The 13,739-nt window shown below is 46.8% G+C and carries 10 protein-coding genes; 6 read left to right on the forward strand and 4 right to left on the reverse strand.

Annotation, left to right across the window (positions count from 1 at the left end; all coding sequences use genetic code 11):
* The first annotated feature begins 7 nt into the window (after nt 1-7).
* From N7922_RS15805 to N7922_RS15830, 6 genes are all read left to right on the forward strand, one after another.
* Complete coding sequence (locus tag N7922_RS15805; RefSeq protein ID WP_411554144.1) at nt 8-2,536, forward strand: CS1-pili formation C-terminal domain-containing protein; 2,529 nt, start codon at nt 8-10, stop codon at nt 2,534-2,536.
* Nucleotides 2,526-4,169 (forward strand): fimbrial adhesin EcpD, encoded by a 1,644-nt coding sequence (gene ecpD / locus N7922_RS15810; protein WP_263097221.1) that lies wholly within the window; start codon nt 2,526-2,528, stop codon nt 4,167-4,169. Before N7922_RS15805 ends, ecpD begins: the two co-directional genes overlap by 11 nt.
* Nucleotides 4,159-4,836 carry a hypothetical protein gene (locus N7922_RS15815; protein ID WP_263097222.1) on the forward strand — a complete coding sequence of 226 codons (678 nt, stop codon included), beginning with the start codon at nt 4,159-4,161 and terminating at the stop codon, nt 4,834-4,836. Before ecpD ends, N7922_RS15815 begins: the two co-directional genes overlap by 11 nt.
* 310 nt (nt 4,837-5,146) lie before the next feature.
* The gene (locus N7922_RS15820; protein ID WP_263097224.1) at nt 5,147-6,016 is read left to right on the forward strand and encodes a transcriptional regulator; all 870 of its coding nucleotides are present in this window, start codon (nt 5,147-5,149) and stop codon (nt 6,014-6,016) included.
* 34 nt (nt 6,017-6,050) lie between these two features.
* Nucleotides 6,051-6,491: a hypothetical protein gene (locus N7922_RS15825; RefSeq protein ID WP_263100928.1), complete on the forward strand. Its 441-nt coding sequence runs from the start codon at nt 6,051-6,053 to the stop codon at nt 6,489-6,491.
* A gap of 190 nt (nt 6,492-6,681) precedes the next feature.
* On the forward strand, nt 6,682-7,302 hold the full coding sequence (locus N7922_RS15830; protein ID WP_263097225.1) for a substrate binding domain-containing protein: 621 nt from the start codon (nt 6,682-6,684) through the stop codon (nt 7,300-7,302).
* Nucleotides 7,303-7,463: 161 nt separating this feature from the next.
* Here N7922_RS15830 and manA read toward each other — a convergent pair whose 3' ends face one another.
* The 4 genes from manA to N7922_RS15850 are packed head-to-tail and all read right to left on the reverse strand — an operon-like array spanning nt 7,464 to nt 13,651.
* Nucleotides 7,464-8,642 (reverse strand): mannose-6-phosphate isomerase, class I, encoded by a 1,179-nt coding sequence (gene manA, locus N7922_RS15835; RefSeq protein ID WP_263097227.1) that lies wholly within the window; start codon nt 8,640-8,642, stop codon nt 7,464-7,466.
* Nucleotides 8,643-8,647: 5 nt separating this feature from the next.
* The gene (locus N7922_RS15840) at nt 8,648-10,048 is read right to left on the reverse strand and encodes a glycoside hydrolase family 1 protein (protein WP_263097228.1); all 1,401 of its coding nucleotides are present in this window, start codon (nt 10,046-10,048) and stop codon (nt 8,648-8,650) included.
* 51 nt (nt 10,049-10,099) lie between these two features.
* Nucleotides 10,100-12,295 (reverse strand): CBM35 domain-containing protein, encoded by a 2,196-nt coding sequence (locus N7922_RS15845; RefSeq protein ID WP_263097229.1) that lies wholly within the window; start codon nt 12,293-12,295, stop codon nt 10,100-10,102.
* Between the two features lie 12 nt (nt 12,296-12,307).
* Nucleotides 12,308-13,651, reverse strand: a complete 1,344-nt coding sequence (locus tag N7922_RS15850) for a maltoporin (protein ID WP_263100929.1) — start codon at nt 13,649-13,651, stop codon at nt 12,308-12,310.
* Nucleotides 13,652-13,739 lie beyond the last annotated feature (88 nt).

Genomic DNA, 13,739 nt, shown 5'->3' on the forward strand with positions numbered 1-13,739 from the left:
TTACGCTTTGTGTATCTTGCATAATCGTTTTCCCAAACTTATAAATACTTTTGGCGCAGTGCTATTTACTCTTTCAAATAGCACCTTTGCTGTCACATCTGATATCAGTCAAATAGGCGGCATAATTATTCCAAAAGCATTTGATAACGCATTGCGTGATGGAATGACTATTCCCCTTTTCCTTCATCTGGATGGCGTACAGGGAAACCAGGATGATCAGCGCATCGGAACTGTTTCAATATTGCTTGCTAATAATATGATCAAGGTGCATCAAATTACACTCGAAGAGAAAGACAATAATGCATCGGTAAATGAACAAACACGTCAGGAATTATCCGCACTTACACAGACCCCATTTGACCAGAACTTTGTCATTCAGTTGAATCAAAACGCAAAGTTATATTTAAATTTCCAGCAACTGACATTACAGCTTATTGTCAATCAGAAAGCTTTAGCAACTCAGTTACTTTCCCGCAATGATGATATTGGGAAATCCAGTGGGGAAAGTCTCAGCCATACAGTAAGCTACAATCTCGGCGTTTATAATAACCGAATGAGGAATGGAGAGAACAATACATCCAGTTATCTTTCGATGAATAACGTCACTGCTTTACGTGAACACCATATTGCTATAGATGGAACACTTTACGGCATCGGGACAAACAGGCAGCAAAAAGAAATATACAAAGCGATGTATGAGCGTGACTTTGCCGGTTATCGCCTTGCGGGCGGAATGTTAGATTCTTGGAATATGCAATCGCTCGGTCCAATAACAGCGATCGCCTCGGGTAAAACTTATGGTATCTCATGGGGAAATAACGCGAACTCGACTGTCTTCGACTCATCACATTCCACCTTACCTGTCATCGTTTTTCTCCCTGCTGCTGGTGAAGTTCATTTATATCGGGATGGGAAATTACTCAGTGTGCAAAACTTCGACATGGGCAGCCATGAAGTAGACACTCGAGGATTGCCATACGGTATTTACGACATCAGTGCTGAAGTCATTGTTAATGGTCAGACAGTCAGTAAAACCATTCAGCGCGTAAACAAAGTTTTCGCACACTCACGGGGGGCCGGTATGCCTGTGGGTTGGCAAATTTGGGGTGGAAGTATGCATATGAATACCTGGAGCGCAGAAAACGGGAAAAAAATGCAGGCAAAAACTACGCCCCTTCTGGGGCTATCCGCATCTGGCGGATTTAAAAGTCTTAGCTGGATGGCTACAGGATATAGCTATAACGCTCTTACTGTTGGTGAGACACAGTTCTCCTGGCCTATCGCCAATTATATAACATTGAGTATGCAAAATATGGTAACCACCGATCGCTCATGGAGTAGCACCAGTAGCCTTAGTCTTTCACTTCCTAGGGGATTTAGTTCTGTATGGTTCAGCCAGGATAAAGCAGTTATTGGTAATAAGTTACGCCGCCATGGTTCAGATAGCCAGGCCATTGGTGCGTCATTGAATATGAATGCATTATGGTCTCTCCTGGGAACAGTCAGCGGCAGTTATAACGATGACCGTCGCAATAAGAGCCGTTACTTTACTACAGATTATACTCAATCACTCTATAACGGTCAGTACGGTTCTTTAGGCGTACGAGCTGGAATACAGCGGTATGAAAGCGGTTACTACGGTAGTCGCATCCGTACAGAGAAATATATCGGTCTGGATTTTACCCTGCCATTGGGGGGCTGGCTTAGAACAGGTTTAACGAATCAAAATGGCTATACCCTTGCTAATTTGTCTGCACAAAAACAATTTCAGGATGGTGTCATCCGTACATTCGGAGCCAACCTTTCTCGCGCTATATCAGATAAGAGCGGGGATGACAAAACATTAAGCGGCGGAGCATGGACACAATATGAAACCCGCTATTCATCGGGAACATTAAATATCAATAGTGGCATTGATGGATATATCAACACCAACCTGACGGCCAGCGGAAGCATCGGTTTGCTCGGAAAACATATTGCTGCCAGCGGGAATAGTGAAGGTAATGCCGGTGTCATTTTCCGTACTGATGTTGGCGATGGAGGCAAACTTACTGCCAGGGTTAATGGCCGTACTTTTCAGTTAAGCGGCAAACAGAGTTATATTCCTCTTGAACCCTACAATCGCTACGAAGTCGAAATTAATAACAATAAAGACTCACTAGATAGCTACGATATTGTTGGTGGGAGAAAAACCGCACTCACCCTTTATCCCGGTAATGTTATATTGATTCAGCCATCAATAAAGCAAATGGTTACCGTTTTCGGTCGCATGCGAGCAGAAGACGGAACGTTGCTTACGCATACTCAAATCAATAACCACATTGGCAAAACGACAACGGACAGTAATGGTGAGTTTGTTATTGATATCGATAAAAACTATCCAGACATAGATTTTTTTTACAGCGAAGATAAAAGCTGCGAAGCGTCGCTGGATATCCAAGAAGCTCGAGGTGCCGTTTGGGTTGGTGATGTCATCTGTCAGGGATTGAAAACCTATACCTCCACCCTTTCCACAGGATCCGACCATGAAGGTTAACCTGACTTATCTTATTCATTTGTTTTTTATTTGCTTGCTGGCGCCCCCATGCTATTCCGCCGTGACCAAAACGGTATGGGGAGACGCGCCAACACGTGAGTATGTATTCATCGAAAATGACACAGACGATAATTTTTTTGTAACGCCTGGGGGAGTATTGGATCCTCGCATGACCGGATCGAATCGATGGACGGGTTTAAAATATTCAGGTTCGGGGACGAAATACCAGGAAAGCCTGGGCTATATCGATAATGGTTACAACACACTTCTGCTGGGAAACTGGAGATTTGATATGTGGTTAGACAATGCCCCTGTGTCACAGCCACTTCGCGGATTACGTTGTATTAACTGGTATTCAGGTTGCGATATGAATACCAGTATGATTCCGCCTCAAACAACCGATGCTAAAGGATTTTACGGCGTTATCGTACCGGCAGGTGGTGCGAAATGGATGCATGGAATGATGTCCGACCAGTTTTACCAGTATCTCAACGCCAGTTCAGTGGGCAGTAATTTCACTATGACCATCAATACCTGCCAGACCAGTGAGGGCTATAGCGCCTATGCGGGTCAACGCTGTCGGTATATGGGATCCGGCCACTGGTATGTGAGAAAAGTCTCATACACCAAAGCAGCCCATTTGAAGTTATACAATACCAACGCGTTGTCAGAGATTTTTATTAACAGCGACGGCCGCCCTACGTTAGGAGAAGGCAGTTCCGGATGTAATATTCAGGTTATTGGCGGACGCACAGGTGTAGCATGCAGGATGATGAATTATATGCTAAATCATAATGGTCTTAATAATAGTTCTATTCGTTTTTTTCCGGCGATCAACCATCCAGCCCTGGCAGCTGCAATCAAATCCGGAGACATGCAATTTAGTATTGACGGAAAATCATGGAAAAATGTCAGCGGCATGACCAATTATTATTCATTTAATGATATGAAAGGTGGAAATTCGATATTTATTTTTTTATCTGATAATTTTTTTAAAACGATGGTTAATCTGGGAATAAGCGATGCGAATACACGGGATTTATTCAATTTCCGTGTTCGAAACATCACTGCCCCCGAATCAGGTTGGTATGAATTCTCACCCTCTGCGCAAATGGTTATCAAACCTCGCGACTTCAGCGTCAGCATTATATCCAAAGATTATATGGCTAATCCACATCGCACCGGAACTGTAGGAACAACAAAACCTGCACTGGATTTTGATTATATTGTTACAACCAGCGGCAAAACGGCAGCAGATGAGGTAATGGTACAAATAACCGGCCCGACACAAAATATCCATGGACGCTCATGGTGCATTTTTAGTTCGGATGACGGTCTTACGCATGTTCCCTTCCCTGCTTCGCTGACCTTTACCACAAGGGGGGGCGGCAATAAAACGTATGATGTCGGTTGTGACGGGCAGTGGCGAGATATAACCGATGCTCTATGGGTTACAACTCCCTGGACAGACTCGAGTGGAGGGACGGGTGTTATGAATAAATCAAATGTAAGATTCTCCATTGCTATGGATTCCCCAGAATCGATATACACGACAAATCAGGCAGGATGGTATGGAGACGTCAGTGCATCCGGTGAAATTCGAGTAAAGGCAATATGGAAAAATGTTCCGTAAAATTACTAAATACATCTGCATTGCAACCGCATTTTTTATAAGTGCACATTCACAAGCTATTTATGTCGGTAGTCTGACCTTTTCAATGACACCCGACAGCAGAATGGTGACAAAATATGTCATTAATAATAATAAAGCAACGCGGCTTTATCGCATAACCGCTGTACCTATAGACACGCCTGGCCAGTATGAAAACAAAACGCAGGCTGTGGATGGAGAACTGCTGTTCTCTCCACGGCAAATTACACTTCAACCTGGTGAAGGTGACTTTTTTAAATTTTTTTACAATGGACCAAAAGATAGTAAAGAGCGTTATTATCGCGTAGCATTTGAGGAAATACCATTATTAAACCAGACAGGTATGAATAATGCCAATGGCAAAGCGAGTATCATTCCAGTCATAGTAATAGATACAATCCTGGTCGTTCGTCCTCGCAACACCCATTTCAAATGGATGTATAATCGGCAGGCGGGAACATTTAAAAATAGCGGTAACACCTGGTTCAAGCTGCTCATAAAACCTGATTGCGAAGCTACAGAAGACGAAAGTGATGCCTGGTATATGCGCCCAGGAGACACTCTTCAGCATAAGACGCTCGAAAACTCAGCGAATATATTCATTGTTTATAACGATCGTTTTATAAAAGTCACCGACGAATGCAAGTAATTGTCCGTTTAACGGCAATACGTTATTATAGCCATCAATGAATTGGCTAAATCAATTCAATTTTTGTACGCATTCTCATCCATCCATTTCCATAAATCGATGTTTACCCTCAAGGAAGAACACATGTTTACACATAAAAAAGCTCGGTCATATATGATGTTAAGTATTTGTGTCAACCCACACAAATCATTGTAAAAAGAATGGTAATCATTCCATTGATATGATGAAATAAATACTGCCAACGCTTTTAATCAGAGAAGATGTAATTCTAAAAAGGGACATAGCCACTGGCTGTGGCGTATATAGATATATGTATTGGATTATCAACGATAATATCGAATTCCGACCGGATGCAAAAAAGCTGATATCAGCCTGCAATCCCGAGATGAATGTAACATTGACAACGCCTGCCAGCCGCTGTCTCCTCCTGCTTTTGGAAGCCTCTCCGGAGATTGTGCTTCAACAAGATTTCTTCAAAAAGGTTTGGGAAGAGGAAGGTATGCTCGTACCAACAAATACACTTTATCAGAATATCTCTATTGTTCGTCGGGGGTTACGTGCCGTAGGCGAAACGGATAGACGATTAATTGCGACTATCCCAAGAAGAGGTTTTCAGATTGACGAAAGTGTTAAAATCACCAAGCGGTCAGATACCGAAAATATTACAAAGAGCCACGATGACGAGAAGAATATTGACAGTAAACACAATGATACGGTTAATCTGCTACAGAATATGCATGATGATAAATCAGACTTGGGCGGAAATGACTCTGGCATAAAAAATGACAAATCGTACAGAATGAAAATAGCATCCGCCCTCCGTTCGCACCTGTCAATTATTGCTATGCTTATTTTTTTTGCTACAGGTCTGTTTATAAACAGCATTGGAAGGCATTTAAGTTCCGGACCTAACCTGCTTAATACTTATTCATTAGTTGAAAGAGAAGATGGCTGTCATTTTTATACTAAAAATGACACACTAGACGGTAGTGGTAACTATCAAAAATATAAGTCACTGATCCTGAGTTCAGGTTTAAATTGCCAGCATTATCCTTGGGTATACTTCCCCATATCAAAAACATCTCCCACGTTAACTGCATTGATTTGCAAGAATAATTTTTTAACGGCATCGGAGCCTGAATGCGTTTCGCTTTACTTCCGAGGAATCAACAGTGACTAGAAAGAAAATAATTTTCTTTTCCTTTTTTTTCTTTATCGCCGGTGTATTCGCGGACTATTTTTATCAAATTTTAATATCGAAACACTATAATGAAGAAAAATGCACCGCATCCCTTATCGTGTTTTATGAGGACACTCGCGCTAATCTGACATTAGATTTTATGTATAACCTGAAAGAACATCGAGGTGTGGTTGCAGTCAGTGGCAATTATATAAAAAACAATCGCCCTGCGGGATATATACGCAGGGATATCTCTTATACATGGACAGAAAACAAAGACACCTATAACTTCACATCGACCATGGTAAACAAAGTTAAAAATGTTGAAACCTTGTCCGATGACATCATTGCTCTTGTTATGCCTGATTTTTATGTCTACCCACAAAAATACATTAATTATTCCATTCAGAATCAAGGTAATAGTGGTTTTTTATTCACCATCGGTAAAAGACCTTTGTTTTTTTGCGCACGCTGACCTGGTGCTGCAGGATAGACAACAAGATACTTTCTGCTCACCAGGCCGGGGAAATATCATCAGCGTCCAGGAAAACAGACGATACGGCGGACATCCCGGCATGCTTGCAAGGTGGAAATACCGGCCACTCATCCAGGCATGATCGACACCAATAAAAGGGCATTTAGCCCACGAGCAGTTGGGATAGATATTGGCCCAGCCCAGCGGAACACTGCGTGCATCATTACCCGTTGATTTTGCTGTCACCTATCTTGCGCCACTGATTGCTGAATTCGCTGAGCTTTATCCCCGCATTAACTTTGAATTCGATCTGACGCCCAGAAAAGTCGATTTAATAAGTGAACCATCCGACGTCGCAATCAGGATGGGAGAGCCTGAAAACTCCCAGCTGATTGCAAGAAAGCTGGCCTCGCTCACCGCGTTTCTGTACGCCTCCCCGGAATACCTGGAACGTTCCGGCACACCTTCTGTCCCATCGGAACTGGAGGATCATGAATGTGTGGGCATGTTAAAAATCAACTCATGGACACTTCACCACGGCAAAGAAACTCAAACGGTGAATGTCAGTGGTCGATTTGCATTGAATAATGTGGGAATGATTCGCCGGCTGGCAACATTACACCAGGGGATTATGCTGATGCCAAAGGAAGTGGTTGCCGATGAGTTGGCGACCGGTAGCCTGGTACAGGTTCTTCCTGACTGGCACGGTTCACCCCGCGCAGTTTACGCACTCACAGAAACACGTCTGATACCGGCGAAAGTGCAGAGATTTATAGACTTCCTGCGTGAACGATTATCCCACCACGATTGAATCGGCGAAATGTTCTCCTGCTCAACGAAAGTAGTCCTCTCTGGGGAAGTGATTGTTACCACCGTGCCTCACGCCGGAGCCCTTTGGGCTGGCCCCGGCGTGAGGTCAGGAATGTCTACAGTCCTGAGGACAAGTATTGACCAAACGCATCGCCATTCAGATTAACCATAAACACGGCATAATCTCCCCGAAAGGGTTAGCGTCCAGTCTCCGGTTGACGCCGGAATAAAGGCAGACTGACCGCAGTTAAGATCAATAACTTCCCCACCCGAATGCTGTAAAGAAGCGCGACCCTCGATAACCAGTACAATTTCCGCGCTGGCGGTATGCACCGGAAAATGCGTCACATCGGTATAGATATCAAAACAAAAATCAGCCACCGGCACAGGATAATGATGTTTCCCATGACCGCTTTCGGGGATCATCAGTAATGTTTCCTGATAAACAGGTTCAAACACCGTACAGGCAACCAGTTCTGTCAGGTTGATCCTTTTCGGTGTTAAACCTGCTCTGAGCACATTATCGGAACTTGCCATAACTTCAACAGCCACACCCTGCACATAGGCATGTAATGTTCCGGGGGAGAGAAACATTGCCTCACCTGGCTGCAACGTCAGGCAATTCAGGAAAAGCGGCGCAAACAGGCCAATATCATGCGGGTAATAGTGATTCAAACGCAGAATAAACGCCGCCAGATTTTCGTCATACAACGCCGGTGCTTCACTGACCAATCGTTCGATCGCCTGCTGCTTTTCATCCTCAGGCAATTGCATCAGTGTGACGAAGAACCCCTGCATCGTTTCCGCGCAAGGATGCAAGGCTAATTGATCAATCGCATCGTCAAGTGAACGAACAGTAAGCCGCCTGAAATGCGTAACGATTTCATCAGGTTTGCGAAAACCGTTCATTGCCATAAAGGGCGTAACTGCATAGACCAACTCAGGTTTATGATTATCGTCGTTATAATCTGGCGGGTTATTCGAACCCTGTTGTTGGCGTTGAAAACCCGCTTGTGCCTGCGCCTTTTGCGGGTGCACCTGTAGAGATAACGCGCTTTCGGCAGCGAGGAGCTTAAGCAGATACGGCAGATCGCCGAATTGTTCCACCATGCGTTTGCCGAGCATGGCATTTTTATCACTCGTAATCAGCTCAGCCAGAGAGCAGGTTTTATCCTGGAAAATAACCTGAGAAACACCGGCCGGATGAATACCCATCCACACTTCTGCCTGCGGTTGGTCATCAGGGTTCGGAATATGAAAACGCTGATTAAGTGCAGTGCGACTCCCCCATGGATAGTTCTTCACCGCATTAACGAGTGGGTAAAAACAGGACTTGCTCACGTCCGTTACTCCTCGCAGATAAACTGATTGGTTTGCGCGAGTGCCTTAAACCATAATCCATTGCGCTTTATTCGCCGTTCTCCCGTTTCAATATCGAGACGATAAAAACCGTACCGGCGTTTGAAGGCATTGATCCATGACCAGTTATCAATAAACGTCCACTGATGAACGCCAAAACAGTTGGCGCCATCGGAAATTGCCCGATGTAGCTGAATTAAATGCTCCTGCATCAGGCCAATACGGAAACTGTCATCAATCACGCCGTCAGGTTGTACTGGCCCTTCCGATGCAAGATCCATCGCAATACCAATCTCTGCAAGATACCATTTTATATTGCCGTAATTGTCGCGGATATTTGTAGCGATATCGTAAATAGCCTGCGGTAAAATTTCATTATTATCACGGTAAGGATTAAATCGCCCTTGCGGGTTAACATAATTCTCAAAATAAAGTTCTGGGGTGAAGTAGTCGAGCGCATAGTCAGCTTCCCGCGCTTTCACTCGTCGCGGAACATAATAATTGACACCCAGAAAATCAATCTGCGAGGAGGTAATAACATCAACATCTTGCCTCGATACTTCAGGCAAGCACTTATTGGCCGACAGAATTTCGCATAATTCCTTCGGGAACTGATGTTTCACCAGCGGATCGAGGAAGCTACGGTTAAACAGAAGATCGGCGTACCATGCCGCTTTTTTATCTTCCGGCGAATCATTGCGCGTGTAGGAAGGCGTAAGATTCAACACCACGCCAATTTCACCCGCAAGGTTGAGTTCCCGGTAAATGTGAACGGCTTTCGCATGAGCCAGCATGATATTAAATGCCACCTGCGCCGCCAGTTTCCCGTCTCGCTTGCAAGGATAATGGAAGTCATACAAATATCCCCCTTCAACCGGCACAATGGGCTCATTAAAGGTGATCCAGTACTTCACTTTGCCGCCAAATAGCGTAAATGCCGTGCGGGCGAACCGGGCAAACAGTTCTGCTACGTAAGACGATTCAAAACCACCGTATTTTTTCTGCAGCACTTCTGGCATATCAAAATGGTAAAGATTGATCATCGGTTCAATACCGTTGGCAATCATCTCATCAAGATACGCATGATAAAAACGTACCGCATCCGCATCAGGTTCACCGGTTTCAAAATCGGCAATCAGGCGCGACCACTGAATCGAAGTTCTGAAGGAATTAAAATTTAACCGCTTCATTAATGCTACGTCGTCTCTATATTGGGTGTAAGTCTCGCAGACCTTTTGTGGTCCTGTTTGCTGATAAAAACGTTCAGGATGTTCCGCGAACCAACTGTCCCAAATGGAACGGTGTCTCTTGCCCTCCACGCCTTCGGTTTGCGGACCAGATGCTGCTGCACCCCAGAAAAAACCCGCCGGGAATGAATACCGGGTCATAACGCCTCCTTAATAAAAAAAAGCTGCGCCCGAAAGGCGCAGCCAACATCACTACTCTGCAGTCACTTCAATCGATTTAATAAACATGTAGCCCCAGTCGCCGGGGAACTTACCAAAGCTGATCCGGTTTTCCCCCGCTTTCAGGGTGACAGGCACCACCTTTTGCTGGCCATGTTCATCCGTTTGCGGAAATTCAACCCCAATCGGCGCACCGCCATTCACCACAAAGGAGTTCTTTTTGCCACCCCATTTCCCGTTGAACGTCACATGCAGGGCAAACTGCCCTTCCCAGGGAACATCAACCCGCCAGGTCACCTTATCGCCTTCATGGGCAAAAGGACCGACGAAGCCGTCATCCCCCAGCACCAGCGGGTTTTCACTGGTGTTGACTGCATCCAGACTGGCGCGACTGACGTCCAGCACGCCCCCGCCAAAGGTACAGTAGTCCGCCGGCGCTTTACCGGTGGCCTCTTTCACCGTGACATTGTGGGTTTTGCTACTGCTTAACAGTCCATCGTCAGCCGTGAATGTCAGCGCATAGGTTCCCGGTGCCGAGAACCATGCCCGGGTTTCAGGCTTGCTGGCGTCACATATATGTGCGTTTTTATTACCGTTGTTGCTCCAGCGCTGCGTTACCTTGCGGTCCGGAAGATCATCGTCCTTCCAGCTTGCTTTCAGCAGGACGCCTTTATCCAGCGTCGTTGCGCGCACGCCTTCAAGCGTAACAACTGGCGCCATATTCTTTTGGATATGCGTTACGCTGATAATGTTTGACGGTGCCGAGGCCCCGCTCTCATTTTTCGCTATCACGCGGTAGTAGTACGTTTTTCCCTGTTGCAGGCTGCGGAAATCGTCGCGGAACAGCGCCATTGTGGCCGGGCTCCATTCATTCACCCCATCTGAAATGTCGTTGCCAACGCGTAGCCACGGTCCCTTTTCTGACGTAGCCCGTTCAACATCGTAATAACGTCCAACCGGCGAGCCCATCCAGTTGATGGCGAAAGGCGAATCGGTTTTAAGCAAATGCGGCGCATCCGGCACGGGCAACGGTGGAACCTGTGCTAACCCCGCAAGTTGCGCAGACGCCGTGCGCACCAGATCCACAACCTCGCTTTCCTGGTTGGCTTTTCCCTCCAGTGGAAACCCAGGCAAGTGATAGCTGTAATGACCGGTAAACTCCTTATGCCAGTAAAACCCGCCATCATGTCGGTGACCGCGGAATCCCCAGACAAAACCGCCAATCGCCTGCGCACCATTCACTTCGCTATGTACGATGGACTGCATAATGTCATTCAGTTGCGTATGGTCCAGCAGGCCAAATTCCCCCACCAGATACGCCTTTTTACCGCCGATCGCCTGCAGGTCTTTTTGCACCTGATCGGGATGGTTGTTACCGGCATTGGTGTAGTAATGGTTGCTGACGATATCGATGTTCGGATCGGTTAAAGCAAACGGGTTAATCTTCTTATACGTTCCGTCGACAATCAGCTGGTGCGGCGCCCATTTGCGGATCCACGCGGCGGTTTGCTTGAGGAAATCCGCGTTGGTGTCTTCCAGTTCATTACCCGTTTCCCAGGCCATGATCGCTTTTTCGTCATAATAGGAGCGCCCCGTCACGGTATTTTTACGGGTAATCACCTGACGAATAACATCCAGGTACGCCTTGAAGGTTTTGCTGTCGGTACGATAGAAGTCTTCAGGTTTTTCATGATAGAAGGCAGCCAGTTGCTCACGGCCACCCCACCACCACCAGTGATCAATAAAAGGCAGAATCAGGCGCAGCCCCTGCTTGTCAGCTTCCGCGATCATGTTGTCGTAGACTTTCATCGCCTCTTCATTAAGGCGTGGCATAGCGTCCGGGCGCTCTGGCGCGAGAATATGCGTTGCACGTCCGCAGGCAACATCGTTTTCCTGCTGCACCGAAAGTACGTAAACACGTTGCGCTCTGGCACCGGTTTGCACCATCGCGCGGATCCAGTTCTCCTGCTCTTGCGGTGTGGGCCATTTGAAATACTGACCCCAGCCGCGGGGATCGGCTTTGCAGGCACCACGTGCGTCATCTTCAATACGGTGTAATTCCGGCGCGTGAATACCGGCAAAACGAAAAACCTTGTCGCCATCCTGAAGTTGCGCCCCGTGACGGGTGATAAAGTTTTCGAAATGCGACTGTTCCGCCGCCATTGCCCCCGCGCTTCCCAGCAGGGAGAGTATTGATACCAGGACTATTTTACGAATGGGTTTACACATGTTTCTCTCTCCTTAGAACCACACCTCGGCCTGGACGCCAAAGTTCACGGTATCGGTGCTCCCGCTGCGGCTGTATCCCCCCGCTGAGATTGTGTTCGTGCTCCAGTTGTAATTCCCATCCAACGCATCGGACACGCCCTTATCCCATTTGGCATACGTCACGAAGAAACGCAGCTGTGGTCGGCTCCAGAAACCGGAATCGAAGGTCAGTGTCGGCGCGATGGTGACTTTCGTCAGGCCCCCTTTCCCTTTGCCGTTGACGCCCTTGTAATTTTCATCATCGAGATACTCGTAGCCCACTTCATACTGCATGGCGAAATTTTTCGTGATTTGGTGGTACGGGCGAATACCGGCAACCCAACTGGAGCGTCCCCAGCCGTCGGCATCGCTGCTCCACCAGCGGTAATTTTTATCTTTCTGATAGTAGGCAAACGTAGAGATATCAACCGCGCCCAGCGACGCCATACTATCCAGCACAACACGCCACGATTGTGTATCCTCCAGGTTGGCCCAGCCCCAGCCGTTTTTACCCAGCGAGTCACCCGCCGCCAACCCGCGGCCATACTGCATAACCAGTTTTGAATAACCGCCAGTCAGCCCCCAGAAGCCGTCAAAGTTGTACACCCCGGTAATGCCATAACCTTTTTCAGAAGAGGTGGGGTGGTTTTCATTGCGGTTCATGCGATGACCAATCAGCTCCAGATCCAGCCCTGTCCCGCCGATTTTTTTGAACCACAGGTTGAGGGAATAGTCGTCCGGGTAGCCCTGATCGCCCTTATCTACCGGATACGCTTTCGTCTCACTGGTCGGTGAGAAGGCATAGACACCCGCATCAAAACGGGCAAAGCCAAGATCCATATTGTCAAAACCGCCACCGGTACCGTTGTATTGAATATATTCCCAGTCAAACTGGTGGCTGGAGGTGTTAGAACTGCTGTAGCGTTTTCCCCCCCAGAACGTGATATCCGGGGCAAAGTCGAGATGACTTAACTCGACAAATCCTTCACGAAACTGCACGTCGTGCCCATCATCGTCCTGGCAGTTCCAGTCAGAGGTACATTTACTCTGGTGAGTGATATTTGCCTGGATTTTGGCCACCGCCCCGGATGCCGCTTTCAGCGTGACTTGTGGAATTAATTCAATTTTCGTGTCGTCTTCGTTACCCAGACGCCATTTGCCGTCAGGCATCAGTCCCAGCGAATCGACGCGGTTACCATCGGAGTTCGCCAGAATGCCGGAGCGAATATAGCCATGAAGGGTAAAGTCATACGCTTTGATGTCGTCGGCCTGCGCAGCACCGCTAAGCGCCGCGTTAATGAGTAAGGCCAGAGGTATTAATCGGTTCAACCTGTTCATCATTTTCCTTTTTCTTTTTTTGAGTGAAAGAGCGTCTGTATGGCGCGAATGGAAATTTACGGATCAAAAATGGAAATGTACATCCGCA

It is taken from the genome of Kosakonia sp. ML.JS2a (genome assembly GCF_025642095.1).
Lineage (GTDB): Bacteria > Pseudomonadota > Gammaproteobacteria > Enterobacterales > Enterobacteriaceae.